Below are 19,235 nucleotides of genomic sequence, written 5' to 3'. Positions count from 1 at the left end.
TGCAGAATCATCAAAAGGCATTATTCCAGCAAAGCAAAAACGCGCTTGGATGAAAACCGATTATCTGGAGGACGTATTAACAGCGGGATTTAGCAGTGTGTTCAATTAATAAGCATTCATGCGGTTGCCCTTAATTACAGATGAGCAAAATTCGCAAATGCAATTCGTTTTAGATCCAGCTCAGATGTCGCCAGATGGTATTCCATTAGATCGTGATAAACCATTAGACCAAATTGAGATTTGGAGTACTCAACTAGAATTAAAGAAAAAATTCAACCAGCCGGAAGATTCAATAAAAATGACAGAGAGTATCTTGTCATTATTAAAGGACCAAATGACATGGGTGTGACAGATATAAAACACACTAAAGGGGATGTTCATCATGTGGTGGTACTTTGTTGCTGGTTTTATGAGTGAAGCAGACACTGCTGTTGTGCACCGATAAGAGAGTATTTTTTAATTACTTTTCACTATCCCTAGTCATCAAGGCGGAAGGTTATATCGCTGACTTAGTGCCGTCGATACATTCGAGCAACTATTCACTCATTGACCGAGCTTCGTCGCTGTCCAAATTGCCGCAGTTAACAACGTTGCAGCCATTTTCTTAATGCTCCGTGTGAGTTGCTACACAGAGGTGACCACAATTAAGGCGAACGTGTTAAACGCTCGCCTTCGTCTTAAAGCATTGTCGTTATATACAGCGCCTAAATGCTACTTGCTATCGTAATATTTAGACTTAATCATTTTAGGTAACAACGCCTTGTTGTTTTTTTGCATGGCGTTCTGTGGAGTGACTATTGATTGCGGCATATCATAATACTCTGCATGACAGTAAGCTTCGTCAGTCCATCTAGCAACTGGCTCAACAGTCACCGTCCCCGCTTCAGATACAACAAAGTCAAATACAGCCCAACATTCTGTAGCTGCGCCAGCCGGTGGTGAGAATACCTGCGTTTGACCTGCGTATTCTAATTTTACACGTGCAGGCGAGGAGGCAATATCTCCCTCCCCGAAAAAGTGATACACAGCATAACTATAGCGACCAGCATATGGTAACGAGCTTATGGTGGTGACCTCTGGGCCATAACTATAAACATCGTCGACATCTAACCAAATGGTGCTGTCGCCGAGCAAAACTTCAGGAGTGAAAAAGTCTAGTGTAAATGGTTGATCCCCCAATTCACTATTTGGTCCGAAGAAGTGTGTGTCCAAATCACGTGGATTTTCGCCCCAGGTGAGAGTGATAACTGCTGCTGCTGGAGCTAATTGCATGCACTCATTCACAGTATAATCGCTTTCATCTGTGTCTATGGTTAGGGTACGACTTGCACCTGTATTCGATTTAACTGATAACAACACTGACGCATTTTTTTTGGCAGCGATAGAAAAGCCACCGTTGATGTCTGTTCGTGCCCAAGATTGCCCTAAATAATCGTTCCCTTGAGTGCTGACGTCGGCATTTAATATCGCCGTACCTTCGGTATCTATAACGCAGCCTTGGATTTGAATTGAATCGTAGGTGATGTCAGCATTCCACGTAGTAAAGTGGCTAACATTTCCCTCGAAGTACTCATTACCACTATCATCAGCCGTAAGCGTTGCCGTTCCTTCTTCTATCCAATAGCCACTTTCACGATCAAAATAGTAAAGTGGAATAGAACTAGGAGGTGTGGTTCCAGTTGCCGGAATTCTTATCGTGGCTGTCTGTCCTGTGGCTAAGTTGTACTGATTATTCGCATCATCAACAAACTGAACGCTAACAGCACCAAAACTCTCGATGGTGTTAATTTCGCCAGTTTCATTATTAACCGTTTCATAATTGCCAGGCATTAAGCTCGGATCAACGCTAGGGTCAATAATCGTTATTTCGGCGCTTATATTACCGGATGGAACATTACCGTTTTCATCTACGATAGCGTTTGCTGGTAGCGTTACAATATTTTGCCCTTCAACATCTAAGCTCGCTGCTGCAGATGCTGAAAATTCAACAGTGGCATTAACAGGCTGTAAAAATACAGTAACAATATTATCTCCGTTATATGCAATCGTACTGTATTCGCCGTATCCTCGCGCATCGGCGTTAACAACCAATTTAGTTGCATCATGGCTCGTTAAAATGGAGATGCTTCCACTTGTATCAGTGCTACCTTCTCGAGTAATCGTGTGTTCAGAACGAATAGAATTTACACTTATATCTACGCTAGGGATGGGCTCCCCTGTAAAATAATTTTTAGCTTGAATATTGAGATTGTCACTGGCTAAAACTTGAATTGTTCTAGTTTCAGACGCCGTATTACCTGAAGTGTCTGTTGCCGTGTAAGTGACGGTGTAAGTTCCCTCTGAATTTGTATCTAAGTCGCCAGAGGTTTCTACGGCTATTTCACCGTCGTAGCCATCAGTAGCTGTAGTAGGGTCTTCATAGGTTTCGGAAGCTAATAACTCTATTGTATTGCCACCAATTAAGTTTATGACTGGCGGTGTAGTATCTACAACATTAACTTCACGAGTGGCAGTAGCGGTATTTCCCGAACTATCTGAGGCGGTGTAATTAATAACATATGTACCTAATACAGATAAATCTAGCGTATTTGAAATATCTACACTGACAGCTCCATCAACGGCATCTACGGCGGTTGCTCCAAGTTCTTCATAACTTGAACCATACTCTAGCGTAATTGATGCAGCGCCATTGAGCGTTATTGTCGGTGCAACACTATCACCTTGTTTATTGTCATCACTACTGTCTCCTCCACAACCAGCAAGCATTACTGATGTAGACAATAGCAGCACGCATAATTTCTTCATGCTTGATTTCCTTATCTTTGAAAAATATCCATATCCGACCATGAGCATCTGTGAGCATCTGGTCGAGCGCCGGAAATTTAGCATGTTTTTGTGGAATTAATAAACAACTTTTACACCTAAAATGTCTTACTGCTTTAATCTAATGTATGAAATTTGAAGTAGGATGAGGTGATCTGCTCCCGTAATAGTGGACGCTTTGCTAAGCACTATTTTTGATTTATTGGGCTGTATATACAATTCAGACAGGCAGCTTTTTTATAGGTATGTCTGTCTTCGTTTTAATTTGCTCCATACACAAGCGGCGTATTTTATTCATCCAACATGCCGCGTGCTTTTAAAATGGCGGTCTTAAAATCTTCGACATAATCCTTTTGAATGCCGGGAATTGGGGCGCTGCTGTCGATGTCGCGCATTTTGAGTTGGTAGATCAGTACATCATCTGACAGGTCGCTCAGTGAGCCTTTAAAACCCGCTTCGTCGGCCAATTTTTGTAGAAATTGCACGAGATTGAGGTTGGGGTCTTTTTGCCAAGCGGGATTTAGCATGTCGAGTAATTCATTGATGCGATGGCAGCTCATAGTTCATTCCTTGTCTGTCGAGAGTTTCAATCGAGAGTAGCAGTGCCGTAGTGGGCTGCAAAGCCCTTTGGTGGATTTATCGTCGCTGCTGCCACGTGGCGCACATTTTATCTGTAATGATTCGGTGAGAGTAATGTTTGCTTGGTGAATGGCTATTAAGTGTGGCGAGTGAGCATGGCAAAGTAGGGGCGCGCCGTTCGGAGACACAAAATACCGATACAACAACGCCGCTGAAGTGTCGCGCCAACCTTGAGGATAGCGCTAGCTTGAGCGGCGTTTGCAGTCAATCTGCTGTCGGTGACTATTCGCCTAGCGCCGCGTGGTAGCGGGCAAAGGCGGCGTCTAAGTCGGCAATCAGATCTTCAGTATCTTCAAGACCAATATGGACGCGGAACATAGGTTTACTGCTGTCCCATTGAGTAGCCGTTCTAATCCTCTCAATGCCGAATTCGGCCAGAATGAGGCTTTCATAACCGCCCCATGAGAAGCCCATTTTGAAGTGTTCCATACCTTCAACAAAGGCTTGCATCGCTTTCTTATTGCCGCCTTGTTTTAGCACAAATGAGAACAAACCGTTGCTGCCAAGATAGTCGCGTTTGAAAAACTCGTGGCCGGGGCAAGATGGAAAGGCTGGGTGGCGAATATGATCGACATCATCGCGGGCATCCAACCAGTGGGCGATTTCCAGCGCGTTCTTTTCTTGCTGTGCCAAACGAATGCCTAGGGTACGCAAGCCACGCAGGGCGAGGTAGGCATCATCGGCGGAGACACACTGACCAAGCAAGTAGCTGTTTTCACGTAGTTGTGGCCAGTACTGTTCGGTCGCGGTGGCGGTACCCATCATCACATCGGAGTGGCCCACAATGTATTTGGTGGCGGCCTGAATTGAGATATCAATGCCGAGTTCAAATGGGCGGCAGTTGATGGGGGATGACCACGTGTTATCCAACATGGTGATTAAGCCATGTTGATGGGCGATGCGGCACAAGGTGGGCACATCTTGCACTTCCATGGTGATAGAGCCGGGCGATTCTAAAAACAGCACTTTGGTGTTTGGGCGAATCAAGGCGTCAATACCAGCACCAATCAGTGGATCGTAATAAGTGGTTTCAACGCCGTAGCCTTTGAGGATTTTGTCACATAAGTCGCGGGTGGGTTCATAGACGCTGTCTACCATCAGCAGATGGTCGCCACTTTTCAGAAACGATAATAACGCGCCGCTAATCGCTGCGGCACCCGATGGATAAAGAGCAGTACCCGCACCACCTTCAAGCTCGGCAATGGCGGCTTGCAAGGCAAAGTGCGTATCGGTGCCGCGACGGCCATAAAACATCTCGCCTTCACCACGTTTGGCTGCGGCGTGGCTCATCTGTTCCAACGTGTCAAAAATAACGGTAGAAGCGCGTACAACCGGTGGGTTTACCACCCCTTTACTCCATTTTTTATCGCGTCCGAGTGAGACGATCTGCGTGGCTTTTTTCATGTGCGACTCTTTAACTGCATCCAACTACTGAGGGTTTGATAGCGAGATGGGCAATACACCTTTGATTCACTTGTGGATTGGCATCTTAACACCTTATTTGGCGATTTGTCGGCGCTAAAACAGCAAATTCCATAATGAAAAATCTTCAAGCACTGCGGCGCGATATGCCAGAGTTTAGGCGCTAGCTCGCCATATTATTAATCGGTTGCGTTAATCGAACGATTCCATATGACAGCTCGGCGCGCTAACGCTACAGTGTTGGAGGATAATGTCGCGCCTTCAATAACAACGCAATTCCCCCGTTGGTCAACCAGCGGTTAACTCTTTTTTCTAGCTACAGCGTATTGCTGTGATGAGCTACCTGACACAGGTTTGTGCGAGGAATTTTATGGATTTTAGTGTTCAATCAAATGCTTCTTGGTGGGGAATTCTGCGCGACCACGCCAAGGCCCATCCGTTGATGACGGCAGGGCTGTTAAGCTCTTTGCTGCTGGTGATTGCGCTGTTTGCGCAGAGCCTGTTCCTGCTGGAATCGCCTGAACAACAGCAGTTTATGCAGTATGCCGCTTTGGGGGGATTAGCGTGTTTTATTGGTACCAGCGCGGGGGCAATCCCTGCATTACTGCTCAAATCAATTCCGCAAAAGTTAGAGGATGCCATGCTGGGGTTTGCGGCGGGCATGATGTTAGCGGCGTCGGCATTTTCACTGTTATTACCGGGTGTTGAAGCGGGCACCGAGATCACGGGCAGCAAGATTGCGGGCGGCGGTTTGGTGATTTTAGGGATGGCGGTGGGCGTGGCGCTGATGATGGGGTTGGATTATTTTACCCCGCATGAACACGCGCAAACGGGCCCGTGCGGCCCAGGTAACGAACGCTGTGGCCGTGCCTGGTTATTTGTATTTGCCATTGCGCTGCATAACTTGCCAGAAGGCATGGCGGTGGGCGTGGGCTTTGCGCAAGGTGATGTGTCTATCGGCTTACCGCTGACGACCGCCATTGCGCTGCAAGATATTCCTGAAGGCTTAGCGGTGGCGCTAACCTTGCGTGCGGTAGGCTTTACGCCGCTGTTTTCGGTGCTGGTGGCCAGTGCTACCGGTATTTTAGAGTTGCTCGGCGCGCTGCTTGGCGTCGGACTTGCTGGCGGCTTTATGCTGGCTTATCCGATTGGCTTGGGGTTAGCCGGTGGTGCCATGTTGTTTGTAGTGTCGCACGAGGTGATCCCCGAAACACACCGCAACGGCCACCAAATGCTGGCGACGCAAGGCTTAATGGTGGGCTTTGCATTGATGATGATCCTCGACACCACGTTGGGATAAGGTTGGCGATAAAACAAAAAGGCGCGCTCGATATTGCTTCGAACGCGCCTGTTGCATGTTAGCCTAAACTAACTTGCTTGTAGTGGCAGGGTCACGGTAAATACTACGCCAGTACCATCGGCTAAGTTCGCGGCGCGGATGCTGCCACCGTGGAAAGCCGCAATCAATCTAGCAATATATAGCCCTAACCCCAGATGGGGTTTTTGCTGGGTATTTTGGTTGCGCACCGACACCATGGATTCAAAAATCTCCTCTGCCATATTTTCCGGCAGTTGTGGCCCTAAGTTCTCTACCGTGAGAATGGCATGTTTGGCTTGTTGGATCAGCTTCACCTGCACAATACTGCCGGGCGTATGGAACTCGATGGCGTTGCCAATGAGTTTATCCATCAGTTGCGCAATATATTCTGGTACGCCCAGCATCATCATCGGCTCACTGGGGGCGGTGAAGGCAAATTGCTCGTTCGGGTAGGTCATCTGATAACCGGCGATACAGCCACTGATCACCTTGCTGAGCGGAAACTGATCGGCTTCGGCATTGGATAATGACTCTTCCAAACGGGTTGCTTCACTCATGTTAGACAAGATCAGTGATAGCCGTTTAACACCTTCCTGTGCCCGATCAACATATTTCATGGCATCACTATCAATCGACTGCAAACTCAGGTGCTCCAGCGAACTGCGCACTACCGCTACGGGGGTGCGTAATTCATGCGATAAGCGCGACGACATGTTTTCTAAATAATGGGTGTATTGGCTGAGGCGGCCAACCACGTTGGCAAAGCTGCGTGATAGATCGCCAATCTCATCCCGTACTGGTGATGGCACAATGGCGTTACGGATGCGGCCTTGGCTGTCGATCGATTGCTCCGCTTGGTCGCGCAATTTACGCACGCGGCTGGAGATGCTGGAAGCAAAGAAAAATAGGCTTAAGGTGCCAATGCTCATCACTAACAGAATGATGTTAAATAGCTTTTCCAACGCGCGGTTACGCAGTGTACGAATACCGTGGGTGGTTTCCTCGGCAATCACTGCGCCCATCACTTTATCGTCAATCCAAATCGGGCTGGCGGCGGCCAGTACGACCGCTTTTTTATCGGGCGTGAGTCGCCAAGTTGACGCTAACTTGCCAGACAGCGCCTGTTGAATATGGCTGCCCTGTAGCTCGGTGGAGTCTTTCAGCGCATCAACAAAGTCATCCGGTGGTCGAGTCAATATCTTGTAATACAGAGGGTTAAGGTATTTTTGTTGTACCTTGCTCCAAAAGGTCTGCGGCTCGTTTTCCGCTTCGGCCCACACGCCGCCACCGTCGTGCAAATTACCGGATTTTGCCAGTACGCGGCCGTGAATATCCACCACCCAAATACGTGAGTTGTTATGTCCCATGCCTTTGATAATGCTTTCAATCTCAGGGGAGGGCAGCAACACAGTGCCGAGCTTATCGGCGCTGTCGGTGGCGGAGGTGCCCACAATGGCTTCCACATTGCGGCTGTTTTTGTCGTTAACATCGTGAATGGCAAAGCCGAGTTTCGACCCCACCATCTCTAACGGCATGCGCAGTTCGATGTTGTAGCCAACGTCGGTTTTCTTCCATTGGCCTTGAATGCGGATCTCCGGTTTTACTGGCGTATCTAGCGTGGGATCTTCCGGCAGTTCAAAGGCGCTGAGCCAGCCATCTTGCATATTGGCGATAACATAACGGCGGAATTTACCGTCCGGCGCCAAGGTGGCAATCGCCAGCATGTCGTTGCGATCGACTGCTAAGCTGTTGCGGCCACGATAAACCACGCTGGCATCGCTCACTTCAAAAAAGGCGTACAGGTAGCCGGAATATTTACCCACCATGTGGCGGAAGTGCAGTTTCGAGTCGCTATTTTGTGCCAGAAACAGCCGGTTATCGCTGCCGTATTCCATCGCTTTGTGGCTGTATTCGTCCCAGTCAGACAATTTGCCATCAAGCTGGATCGGGCCGTTGAGTGGATAGGCATATAAGTCGCGGCCTTTTTCTACCTGCTTGAGAAAGCTGGCTTGTTTATCAAACAGTTTAGGGCGTTCGTGCAGTGCCGTCGCGACCGCTTGGGTGGTGCCTTCCAGGGTTTTTTCTTGGCCGTAGCGCAGGTATTTTTCCATCTCCCACACATATTTATAACCGAGCCAAGGTAAACCTAGTAGGAACAGGGACAACACTAATGTTTTGGTACGCAGGCCAATAGGCGGATGATACATAGTTAACTTCACCCGTGAGCGTCCCAGCGATAACCCATGCCGTATACGGTGTCGATGCAATCAAAGTTAGCATCGATGGCGATGAATTTTTTGCGGATCCGTTTAATGTGCGAGGTGATGGTGGAATCATCAACGTAGATTTTGGCTTCTTGCATCAAATCGCCTCGGCTACGCACATGGCCGGGGTGCTTAGCCATGGCGTGCACCATCCAAAATTCGGTAACGGTGAGTTCGATCGGGTGTTCATTCCAACTCACTTGCATGCGGTTAACATCAATCGACAACGGGCCTCGCTCTAGCAGTTGGGTCGTGCTTGGCGCTTCATTGGCTGCCAGTTCGCTGCGGCGAAACAGTGCTGCCAAGCGCGCCAGCAGATGCGGAAAGCTGACATCTTTACTGAGATAGTCATCGGCACCAAGGCGCAGGCCACATACCGTATCAAAGTCACTATCACGCGCGGTCAGAAAGATAATCGGCAGGGTGCTCGATAATCCACGCAATGCTTGGCACAAGGTAAAGCCACCGTCGATTTCATCTTCTAGGCCAATATCAATAATGGCTAAATCGGGCAGGCGGGTATTAAACGCTTGCATCGCTTGTTGGCGATTAGCATAGGCCTGCACGCTGTATCCCTGATTTTGTAATACGTCCTTATAGTTCTCGCGAATGGCGGCTTCATCTTCAACGATGGCAATGCGTTTCATGGTATCGGTAACTTCCTATTCATCAGTTAGCGCAGACTATACAACAATTTGCGTCTGAAAAAAGCGGCTAAGGTGCTTTGCCATTTTGTTGCCACAATTCATCGGTGAAGTGCCACTTTTGCTCCTCTTCGTTGCCATTTGGCTACGGTTTAATGTCTCCATCGAAACGACGCAGCTACTGCGGAACACATTAAACAACAAGGAATATCATTATGAAAAAGCACATCGTCGCCACCTTAATCGCTTCAACTTTAGTTATGTCAGCAGCGCCAGCAATGGCAGCAGAAAACGCCGCGACTCACGGTGATAAAGAAACCGCTATCGGTCTGGGCAGCGGTATCGCAGCCGGTGCTATCGTCGGCGGCCCAATCGGTGCCATCGTCGGTGGTTTTGCTGGCGCATTGATGGGCAAATCTGTCGCAGATGATGACTACATCAAAGAGCAAGACAAAACCGTGCAAAACCAACAAGCACAAATTGTGGCGTTGAATGAACGCCAACAATCACTGGAAACACTGCAAGCCCAATATGCCGATGCGCAACGCCAGTTGAAAGCTGTGCAAACCGCGCGTGCCGCTAAGCTGGAAGAGTTGACTATCGGCATGGATGTGCAATTCCGAACCGGCACCTACGACATTGAGCCGCACTTTGCTAAACAGTTGGACGATATCGCTTTTGCCATGAGTATGGCACCAGAGTTGACGCTAGATCTGTCAGGTTATGCTGACCGCCAAGGTAACTCGGATACTAACTTGGCATTGTCTGAACAACGTGTAGCCGCCGTGAAAGACTATTTAGTTAACCATGGGGTCGATGCCGGCCGCTTGCATACCAAAGCTTATGGCGATACCGCTCCGTTGATGGCCGAGCAAACCGCAGAAGGTAACTTCTTTGACCGTCGCGTGTCGTTACGCCTGCAAAACCCAGAAGCAGCGATGACCGCTAATCGTAACTAATGGCGGAGAGCTTAGCTGATGGTCAAGTTAATGGATATGAACTACCCATCCCGCCAGCGCCGATGTGCGCTGGCAGCGCTAGTCCAGCCACCTTTGTGGCTGGCCAATAGCCTGTCTACGGGCGGATTATTACTGCTGGGATTGCTGCTACTTAATTTACTCAATTCAGTCAGCGCCACCGCGTCGGTTAACCGCGAGTCAAAGCTGAATCCAGACTGGCCCGGCAGCGGCACTATGCAGTTGTATAACAGTAGCGGCGAAGTCGCACCGCCTAAGTTAACAACGCAAGTGGATATGCAGATCAACGGTTGGACCAATCGGGTCACCGTGACCCAAAGCTACACCAACGACAGCGAGCAATGGTTGCACGGACGCTATCTGTTCCCGTTGCCGGAGAATGCCGCAGTAGACTCCCTCAATATGCAGATTGGTGAGCGCGTGATAGAAGGGCAGATCCAACCGAAACAGAAAGCAAAAGAGATGTTTGAGGAAGCCAAAGCCCAAGGTAAGCAAGCATCACTTTTGAGTCAGCAACGCCCTAATTTATTTACCGCCGAGGTGGCTAACTTAGGCCCAGGTCAGACGATTAAGGTGCAATTTAGTTATCAGCAGCAGGTGGATTATCGCGAAGGCGCGTTATCGGTACGTTTTCCGATGACTTACACCCCACGTTATCTGCCACAAGATTATGCCGATGTTGACGATGCGGCGGCCATTCATGGCGTCAGTTCGTTTGAACCAGCAACCGCCGATGAAGCTGCCAATGCTGGCAATGTCAGTATCAAACTTGAGTTGCAGGCGGGTTTGCCGCTGGCTACGGCAACGTCGCCGAGTCATACATTGACCAAGTTAGCCGATGATGGCGACCAGCAGCAATTTAGCTTTGCCAATATGAGGGCGGATCGTGATTTTATTTTTCGGTGGCAACCCGCTAATGGCAGTACGCCACAAGCTGCATTGTTCAGCCAACAAGGGCAGACCCATCAGCCCGCAGCGGTTGCCAATCAATCCGTTGCGGCGGCGCAAGATTACAGTTTACTGATGTTGATGCCGCCACAAAGCAAGCCGGAACAGCCCATGCCGCGTGATTTGGTGTTAGTGGTGGATACTTCAGGTTCCATGAGCGGAGCCTCAATGCAACAAGCCAAAGACGCCGTACGTTTTGCGCTGACCAGCTTGAGGCCGCAAGACAGTTTTAATGTGCTGGCATTCAATAACGATGTTACCGCGCTGTCACCGCAAAGCTTACCCGCAACAGCGAGCAATATTGGTCGCGCTCAGCAGTTTGTTGCCGCGCTAGAGGCCAATGGTGGTACAGAAATGGGTAAAGCGTTGGATAGTGCGCTACCCAGTCGGTACCAAGTGCCACAAGGCGTGCTGCGGCAAGTGATTTTCATGACTGACGGCGCCGTGGGTAACGAAAAACAGTTGTTTAACTTTATCCATCAGCGCTTGGGCGACAGCCGATTATTCACTGTCGGTATCGGTAGTGCACCGAATGGTTACTTTATGAAACGGGCAGCACAGGCGGGCCGAGGAACCTTTACCTATATAGGTTATGGCGAAGATGTCGCCACTAAAACGGTGGCGCTGCTGGAGAAAATCGCCGCGCCAGTAGTGACTGATGTGCAGTTGCGCTTTGACGACGGCACAGTGCCTGACTACTGGCCATCACAAATACCCGACCTGTATCTGGATGAACCAGTGATAGTCAGCATTAAGCAAGCGCATGGCCGTCATAGTGCCCTCACGATATCTGGCAATGTGGCGGGGCAATTCTGGCAACAACAACTGGATTTAACGGCAGAGCAACGCGATAGCGGACTCGATCTGTTATGGGCGCGCGGCCAGATAGGTGCGCTGGAGCTGGCGCAGGACGATAGCAACCGTGACCGTACGGAACAGCAAATCACTGCCTTAGCGATGAAATATCACTTAGTGAGTCGTTACACCAGTTTAGTGGCTGTCGATGTCACCCCGGTAAATCCGACACCGCAAGATGCGCGGCAGAGTGAGCTGGCCAGTAAGATGCCCGCAGGCTGGCAGCCACCCATGGGCAACCTGCCACAGACTGCCAGTAACAGCCGTTTGTTACTGCTGTTAGGTGCCTTGCTGTTGTTACTCGGCGGCGCGGTATGTTGGCTGAGCCGTCACCCTAAACAACCTCGTTTGGCATCATGATTCGGCGTCAATGGGTTCATCTAGCCGCGCTGCTCATCGTATTAGTGGGCGCGGCCTTAATGGCTAAAGGAGGCTATATGCAAGCCAAGGCGATGTTTGCTCAATACTTAATTGAGGAAGCCTGGGACAAAACCATTAACGATGGTGAAGCGCACAAACCTTGGTTTTGGGCGGATACCCATCCGATAGGAAAACTGTGGATTGGCGATAATCCGCCGCTATATGTGCTCGCGGGGGCCAGCGGCCGTAACTTAGCGTTTGGCCCAGCGCAGGTGCTTTCCAGTGCTGCTGCTGGTAAAGGCGGTAATACGGTGATTGCCGGACACCGTGATACGCACTTTGCCGTATTGGCGCATGCCAAGAAGGGACAAGAGCTTCGCTTACAGTCGATGACGGGGGATATCCACTATTACCGCATTCGTTCGACCATGATTGTGCATCAATCGCAAACACAATGGTTGCAAGATCAAGGCGCGCCCATGCTGACCTTGCTTACCTGTTATCCATTCAATGCTTTGAATGGCGGCGCCGAGCTACGTTTTGTGGTGCAGGCAGACGAAATTGCCATGCCATTATTGAAACATTCGGCCTAGTGGCGGTTGGGCGTTGGCATTTGATGGTTGTTTACATTGATCGCGTTATCAACGAGGCGAGCATCCTGATGCCTAGCCAACTCAGCAAGCAATATAGCACAAAGGTCAGCAAGCTTTCGGGCGGCTGACCTGTTAGCTTGGACGTTCTGCTGACCAATGATTGGATACGGGACAGCGTTTTTGGGAACGCTGGTTAAAACACGCGCCAGCAGGGACAAAATGCCATAAGCATGGTCAGTCGGCGCTAGCGTTGTCGCAGGGTTTACTTATCGACGTTGTGCGATAAACACAGGCAGTGTTAGCATTACCTGTCTTTTTTGTATTGCGAAGTAGGTCAGTTGTGCGCAGTAAGGCGGCAACTGAACGGATTGAATGAACAATAATAACTTTGACGATATTCGTCCCTATGATGACTCCGAAGTCAACGAGGTGTTAGCGCGTGTTGTGGCTAGCCCTGATTTTATTCGCGCGATGGCGCATTTACGTTTTCCTAAGTTGGCTCAATATCTGCCTTGGATTATTCGGCCGCTTATCCGTCGTGGGTTGCACAGTAAAGCGACCAAGCTCAACTGCGTGTATGACGTACAACTGTTGGTGCTGAAATATTTGCAACAGATGATTGACCGCAGTGTGACCAATTTGACCGTGTCGGGCCTTGAGCATCTACCGAAAGATCGTGCCTGTTTGTTTATCAGTAATCACCGCGACATTGTGTTAGATCCCGCATTGGTCAACTATGCGCTGCATCAAAATGGTCAACGCACGTTACGCATCGCGGTGGGCGACAACTTGATGACTGAAAAATACGTGGAAGATTTAATCCGCGTGAACAAGAGTTTTGTGGTCAAGCGTTCCGCTAAAAGTCCGCGTGACAAACTGAAAGCCTCGAAACAGCTCTCGGCCTTTATTCACCAATCGCTTACCAGCGATAACGAACATATCTGGATTGCTCAACGTGAAGGGCGCGCCAAAGATGGTGACGATAGAACCAATCCGGCGGTGATCTCTATGCTGGGGCTTAATCGTCCGAAAACCATGGAATTTAGCGACTATATTGCCTCGCTCAACATTGTGCCTGTGGCCATCTCTTACGAGTGGGACCCTTGTGATATTGCCAAAGCAAAAGAGTTGCAGTGTATCGCCGAATCCGGCTGTTATGAAAAACAGGACAGTGAAGATCTCGACAGCATTGTGGCGGGCTTTGTGGGGCAGAAAGGACATATCCATCTGTCATTTGGCAAACCGCTACAGCAGCCGTTAGCATCGGCTGAGGCCGTGGCTGCCGCCATTAACGAACAGATTTGGCAGCATTACTATCTGCACCCAAGTAACACCGTGGCGTATCAGCAACTGCAAGGGCAAACCTTGACCGATAGCAAACTGTTAGCTGCACAACAGCAGTTGGCGCAGCGCTGCGAAGGTTTATCTGCTGCAACCGCCGAGCGGTTACAGCAGATGTATGCCAAACCGGTGTTTAATCAACGCCATGAACCTGTCGCAACAGCGACAACCATGGATGATACCGCCGACGTGGATGAATTGAGTCAAGCTGCGGTTAATCATTGCTGATCGGCATGACTCGATTGCGCCCTAAACGCTTAGCCTCGTAAAGTTGTGCATCAGCACGTTCTAACAACTTTGCGGGGCTATCTTTATTTTGCCATTCCGACACGCCAAACGAGGCACTGATATTATTGATGGTGGCATTCTTGCGTCGGTCTTTAACACTGACCTTCTCAATGCTGCGGCGGAATGATTCCGCAACGTGACGTGCCATACGCAGCTGACTGTTAGGTACTAAAATGGCAAACTCCTCTCCGCCGAAACGGTACACTTTCATGCCTTCACGGCAGTTCTCCCTTAGCCGTGCAGAAACCGCTTTTAATACTTGGTCGCCCAACATATGGCCATAGGTGTCATTGATACGCTTGAAATGGTCAATATCCGCCATAATCACGCATAGCTTGTTGGGGACTTCTTTCACCAACAGTTTGACATCAACATCAAACGCACGGCGGTTATAGCAGCCAGTTAACGCATCAAACAAACCGTCTTTTTCAGCGGCTTGCAGTTTTTGCTGCAGTTGTAGAATCTCTTTTTGCGACTTCTCTAACTGCTGGTTGAAATAGTCGGTGCTGTCGAGGATCTCGCCAGAGTCCTGTACTAAATTGCGCACCATATCCATGATCTGCTCAAGGCTAGTGGCTTGTTGTTCTAGTTGGTTTAACTTGCCAAAATTTTTGTCCAAGCGTTCACGAAACGTGGTGGTGTCAAGGCTGGTATCACGCAAAGATTGACTGAGCTCAACTGTCATAGCCTCAACGCTCTGACGTATTTCTCGCGTATTAAGATCTTGTTCACTACTGATATGTTCGCGGTACAGTTGCTCTGCGGCGGACGGCGGGCAAGTTTGGTATTGACTAACAATTTCATCCAGTTGGCTGTTGAGCGGGGCATTTTGCTCACTTACATACGCATACCACAACGCATAATTGGTAGGAGTAATAGGGATTTGGTACTTCAGCATTAGCGGCAATGCCTTTTTTAAATATTGTGCTGCTTGTTGCAGCAGAGATAACGTCATAAAAAAGTCCTAAACGTGGATTTTTGTCCATAAATGCGACTGGAACATCAAATTACAATTTTTAGTGTAGCCGTCTTAGGCGTCGCTGCCCGATTTCATCTCGCTTAATTCGCTCAAACTCACTGGCATTGTGGTACTTATCATCGCGATTTTTTGAATAAAAATTCAAATGTTCGCGGCTAACAATGCGTAACTGGCGATTGCCGTGAGGTTATTCGCTGCTAGAATGAATGCCTATTTATAACAATATGAAGGAACATGCAGTGAAATTCCGTTCTTTGTTAGGTATTGCGGGGTTGATGTTGACACCAGTGCTTCAGGCCGCGCCGTATCAGTTTCATGAACAAGCTTATCGCAACGACGTTAAAACGCTTGCCAGTGACCAGTTTGAAGGCCGCGCGCCACTGTCTAAAGGCGAAATGCTAACGTTAACCTACCTAGAAAAATCGTTTAAAGATATCGGCCTACAACCTGCTTTTGGTAAAAACTTTCTGCAGAAAGTGCCGATGGCGAAAATTACACCGCTTAACAAAGACATGCAACTTAGTATTGGCGACATGAGCTTTAAGTTAGTTGATGATTTCATCGCACGTACTGAGCAGTTAGCCGAAGAAGTGGACGTTAAAGATAGCGACGTTGTCTTTGTGGGTTACGGTATCAATGCGCCTGAATATGGCTGGAACGATTATGCCGGGGTTGATGTAAAAGGCAAAACCGTGATTGTGCTGGTCAATGACCCAGGCTTTGCTACACAAGACCCTAATGTGTTTAAAGGCAACGCCATGACTTACTATGGCCGTTGGACTTACAAGTATGAAGAAGCGGCACGCCAAGGCGCTAAAGCGGTATTCATCGTGCACGAAACTGCCCCTGCGGCTTATGGGTGGAATGTTGTCGCTGCAGGCGGCACCAGCACCCGTTTTACCTTAGTGGATGACCACGACAATATGTCAAAAGTCGGCATCATGGGCTGGATTCAACATGATGTGGCACAAAAGCTTTTTGCCAAAGCTGGCATCGATTTTGACCAAATCAAACACACCGCTGAGAAACCTGGCTTTAAAGCGATTCCGTTGGATATGAAAGCTAACCTGACGCTGAAAAACCGTATTGAACGTGCTGAATCGCACAACGTTGCGGGTGTGTTGCGTGGCACTAAGTATCCTGATGAATATGTGATAATGCATGCTCACTGGGATCACCTCGGTAAAGAGCTGGTTGATGGCAAACCTGTGATTTATAACGGTGCTGTTGATAACGCGTCTGGCGTGGCTGGTGTGCTTGATTTAGCGCGTCACTTCAAGAGTTTGACGGGGGATGACGCTCCGGATCGTTCAGTTATCTTTGCGAACTTTACCGCAGAAGAAACAGGCCTTATTGGTGCGCAATATTTTGCAGAAAACCCGCCAATGCCAACCAAACAGATTGCGGCGTTTTTGAATATCGACGGTATGAACATGGGCCAAGGCGTGGATTACATTTTGCGTTATGGTGATGGCGTGTCAGAGTTGGAAAAATATATGGCGGATGCTGCAGCGAAGCAGGGGCGTCATGTGAAACCCGATCCACGTCCACAAAACGGTTTGATGTTCCGTTCTGACCATTTTGCGTTTGCCAAAGAGGGCGTGCCTGGATTGCTGTTTATGAGTTTGGGCGATACCGACCCAGATTATATAGCTCACAAATATCACCAAGCGGCGGACGACTACAACCCAAGTTGGAAGCTGGATGGTGTGAAACAAGATCTGACGCTGATCAGCGACGTGATTGATCGTTTGACCCACAACCGCGATTGGCCAAAATGGCTCGAAGATTCGGACTTTAAAAAGCGCCGTGCCCAAGACGGCCGTTAAGTTGCGCTTTACGCTAATAATGAAAAAGGAGACCTGAGGTCTCCTTTTTGCTAAGTCGCGTCTTAGTCCACTTCACTCACTTCAGCTTCATCGCTGTCTTCAGCCAGTTCAATATCCGCTTCCAACGTTTCGACGGAGTCAGCCACATGGCTGCTGCTTTTGATCAACGTAGTACCAACCACCGCATAGAACGGCTTGCCCATGGCTAATTTAGTGTATTTCAGCCACAGTTTCTCTAAGGTGGTTTCCGCGTTGGCTTGGCCGTTCACAACATCAACAAAGTGCTGTTCTTCGGCATTGATTGCCGTACGGCTGCGTTTGGCTAAATCCCGTAATGCGACACCGTAAGTTTCCAATAACTCAGCTTCTTTGTTGGTAAAGTCGCCTGAGCGTTTGAAACCTCTTGGAAAATTAGCGTCATCGTAAAATGGACGATCAGATGAAAAACTAGTCGCAGTTTCTGCATTCACCAAAACTGCTGTGTTCATGGATGTAGAAGTAGTGCTTAACATAGTCTCATTCCTCGTAAAATTTACCTGAGCAGGAGATTTTCAAGCAGAGTATTGGCTAGTATTATGCGTAAATAAATCAAAAAAATTTTACCCCCTTGTTGAAAGAATTTTATGGATACCGATCTGCTTAAAACTTTTTTGGAAGTTTCTCATACCCGTCATTTTGGTAAGGCGGCGGATAATCTTTTTCTAACGCGCAGCGCGGTTTCTTTTCGTGTCAAACAGTTAGAGACAATCCTCGGGGTAGAATTATTTGAGCGGCAGCGCAATAACATTCAACCCACTCCGGCGGGTGAACGTATGTTAGTGCATGCTGAAGCTGTGCTAATGGCGTGGGAACGTGCTAAGCAAGATGTGTCACTGAGCCAACATCAATCCGTACAACTTGCCATTGGCGCTGCCCCGAATCTGTGGGATGCCTTCTTACAAGAGTTTTTGCAAAACCTCCACAAAGGCATGATGGGTATCTCCCTGCGAACTGAGGTGCTAACACAATCGGTGCTAACGCGACAGTTAATGGAACGCACGCTCGATATTGCTATTTCGTTTGATCCGCCTAAATTGGAAGAGTTTGAGTTGTTGCAGATAGGTGAGGTGGTGTTGTCGTTAGTGGCGAGCGAACCGGCGGATAACCTCCAACAGCTCAGTGCTCGGCAATATATTAAAGTGGATTGGGGCACGGCGTTTAACATTCAACATGCCAGAGATTTTGCACAACTGCCGTTACCTGTGTTGCACACGGGTTCGGCGCGCATCGCACTCGACTTTTTGATTAATAACGGCGGGTCTGCGTTTCTACCGCAAAACATGGTGCAAACAGAAATTGATAAAGGGGTATTACATTGGGTGAAAAATGCGCCGAGCATTAGCCGTAATGTCTATATCAGCTACTTAGCCAATAACGAGCGCTTATCGGAAATTCGCCGTGCGGTTGACTTCTTAAGGCGTGGAACGCCTCCGCTCTAATAACACAGCCATGCTATCCTGTTAGCGTGGCTGTGTTTATGGTGTGCTGATGCTAAAACAGTAGCGGCCATAAGATGCTGACCCAAGTTAAACCACACAACACTAGGCTGAAAAATACCGCCGCGGAGGCGATATCTTTGGCGCGACCACTGAGCGGGTGGATTTCATCGCCAACCCGGTCGACTACCGCTTCTATGGCGGAATTAAGTAGCTCTACAATCAGCACAATAAGGACGGTAATCATCAGCAATAATCGCTCTACTGTCGGTAGCGGCAGCAACAGAGCTATCGGTAACATGATGAATGCTAGTACACTTTCTTGTCGAAAGGCCGCTTCGTGTAGCCACGCCGCTTTGAGGCCTTTTATTGAAAATCCCGTCGCACGAACAACGCGTTTAATACCGTGATTATTAACTGGTTTCATAATGAATAGCTGACATCCTGTGGCAATTGGATTAACGGTAAAGCGCAACGCCG

16 protein-coding genes are annotated in these 19,235 nt (G+C 48.8%); 8 read left to right on the top strand and 8 right to left on the bottom strand.

Annotated features, from left to right (window positions below; genetic code table 11):
* Positions 1–118: 118 nt before the first annotated feature.
* Entirely contained in the window at positions 119–349 is a 231-nt protein-coding gene (locus ACN0TT_RS16040; protein ID WP_417763152.1) for a hypothetical protein, read from the top strand.
* Between the two features lie 362 nt (positions 350–711).
* Here the strand turns inward: ACN0TT_RS16040 and ACN0TT_RS16035 are convergent, their stop codons facing one another.
* From ACN0TT_RS16035 to ACN0TT_RS16025, 3 genes are all read right to left on the bottom strand, one after another.
* Positions 712–2,805: an immunoglobulin-like domain-containing protein gene (locus ACN0TT_RS16035; protein WP_417763151.1), complete on the bottom strand. Its 2,094-nt coding sequence runs from the start codon at positions 2,803–2,805 to the stop codon at positions 712–714.
* Positions 2,806–3,113: 308 nt separating this feature from the next.
* Complete coding sequence (locus ACN0TT_RS16030) at positions 3,114–3,383, bottom strand: YihD family protein (RefSeq protein WP_417763150.1); 270 nt, start codon at positions 3,381–3,383, stop codon at positions 3,114–3,116.
* A 301-nt stretch (positions 3,384–3,684) separates the two neighbouring features.
* On the bottom strand, positions 3,685–4,866 hold the full coding sequence (locus ACN0TT_RS16025; RefSeq protein WP_417763149.1) for a cystathionine beta-lyase: 1,182 nt from the start codon (positions 4,864–4,866) through the stop codon (positions 3,685–3,687).
* Positions 4,867–5,254: 388 nt separating this feature from the next.
* Here ACN0TT_RS16025 and ACN0TT_RS16020 point away from each other — a divergent pair, with 388 nt between their 5' ends.
* Complete coding sequence (locus ACN0TT_RS16020) at positions 5,255–6,184, top strand: ZIP family metal transporter (RefSeq protein ID WP_417763148.1); 930 nt, start codon at positions 5,255–5,257, stop codon at positions 6,182–6,184.
* A 68-nt stretch (positions 6,185–6,252) separates the two neighbouring features.
* Here the strand turns inward: ACN0TT_RS16020 and pdsS are convergent, their stop codons facing one another.
* Entirely contained in the window at positions 6,253–8,409 is a 2,157-nt protein-coding gene (gene pdsS / locus ACN0TT_RS16015) for a proteobacterial dedicated sortase system histidine kinase (RefSeq protein ID WP_417763156.1), read from the bottom strand.
* 8 nt (positions 8,410–8,417) lie between these two features.
* Positions 8,418–9,113: a proteobacterial dedicated sortase system response regulator gene (gene pdsR, locus ACN0TT_RS16010; protein WP_417763147.1), complete on the bottom strand. Its 696-nt coding sequence runs from the start codon at positions 9,111–9,113 to the stop codon at positions 8,418–8,420.
* Between the two features lie 212 nt (positions 9,114–9,325).
* On the opposite strand from pdsR, the gene pdsO reads away from it, so the two are divergent.
* The 4 genes from pdsO (at position 9,326) to ACN0TT_RS15990 (ending at position 14,412) form a co-directional block, all read left to right on the top strand.
* Entirely contained in the window at positions 9,326–10,069 is a 744-nt protein-coding gene (gene pdsO / locus ACN0TT_RS16005; protein WP_417763146.1) for a sortase-associated OmpA-like protein PdsO, read from the top strand.
* A gap of 18 nt (positions 10,070–10,087) precedes the next feature.
* Positions 10,088–12,250: a marine proteobacterial sortase target protein gene (locus ACN0TT_RS16000; protein WP_417763145.1), complete on the top strand. Its 2,163-nt coding sequence runs from the start codon at positions 10,088–10,090 to the stop codon at positions 12,248–12,250.
* On the top strand, positions 12,247–12,843 hold the full coding sequence (locus tag ACN0TT_RS15995) for a class GN sortase (protein ID WP_417763144.1): 597 nt from the start codon (positions 12,247–12,249) through the stop codon (positions 12,841–12,843). The genes ACN0TT_RS16000 and ACN0TT_RS15995 overlap by 4 nt, the downstream gene beginning before the upstream one ends.
* A gap of 372 nt (positions 12,844–13,215) precedes the next feature.
* Positions 13,216–14,412, top strand: coding sequence for a 1-acyl-sn-glycerol-3-phosphate acyltransferase (locus tag ACN0TT_RS15990; protein ID WP_417763143.1), 1,197 nt, complete (start codon positions 13,216–13,218; stop codon positions 14,410–14,412).
* On the opposite strand, the gene ACN0TT_RS15985 is transcribed toward ACN0TT_RS15990, so the two are convergent.
* Positions 14,399–15,427 (bottom strand): GGDEF domain-containing protein, encoded by a 1,029-nt coding sequence (locus ACN0TT_RS15985; protein ID WP_417763142.1) that lies wholly within the window; start codon positions 15,425–15,427, stop codon positions 14,399–14,401. The two genes, ACN0TT_RS15990 and ACN0TT_RS15985, sit on opposite strands and share 14 nt — an antisense overlap.
* A gap of 299 nt (positions 15,428–15,726) precedes the next feature.
* Between ACN0TT_RS15985 and ACN0TT_RS15980 the strand changes: the two genes are divergently transcribed.
* The gene (locus tag ACN0TT_RS15980; protein WP_417763155.1) at positions 15,727–17,280 is read left to right on the top strand and encodes a M28 family metallopeptidase; all 1,554 of its coding nucleotides are present in this window, start codon (positions 15,727–15,729) and stop codon (positions 17,278–17,280) included.
* A gap of 62 nt (positions 17,281–17,342) precedes the next feature.
* On the opposite strand, the gene ACN0TT_RS15975 is transcribed toward ACN0TT_RS15980, so the two are convergent.
* Positions 17,343–17,792, bottom strand: a complete 450-nt coding sequence (locus ACN0TT_RS15975; protein WP_417763141.1) for a DUF413 domain-containing protein — start codon at positions 17,790–17,792, stop codon at positions 17,343–17,345.
* 111 nt (positions 17,793–17,903) lie between these two features.
* Between ACN0TT_RS15975 and hdfR the strand changes: the two genes are divergently transcribed.
* A complete protein-coding gene (gene hdfR, locus ACN0TT_RS15970; RefSeq protein ID WP_417763140.1) occupies positions 17,904–18,758 on the top strand; it encodes an HTH-type transcriptional regulator HdfR in 855 nt (284 codons plus the stop codon).
* Positions 18,759–18,810: 52 nt separating this feature from the next.
* Here the strand turns inward: hdfR and ACN0TT_RS15965 are convergent, their stop codons facing one another.
* Positions 18,811–19,182, bottom strand: a complete 372-nt coding sequence (locus ACN0TT_RS15965; RefSeq protein WP_417763139.1) for a diacylglycerol kinase — start codon at positions 19,180–19,182, stop codon at positions 18,811–18,813.
* Positions 19,183–19,235 lie beyond the last annotated feature (53 nt).

The sequence above is a fragment of the Shewanella sp. genome, assembly GCF_048265805.1.
In the GTDB taxonomy this organism is placed as follows: Bacteria; Pseudomonadota; Gammaproteobacteria; order Enterobacterales; family Shewanellaceae; genus Shewanella.
Note: the sequence above shows the minus strand (reverse complement) of the source record. Positions and strands in the feature narration are given on the sequence as shown.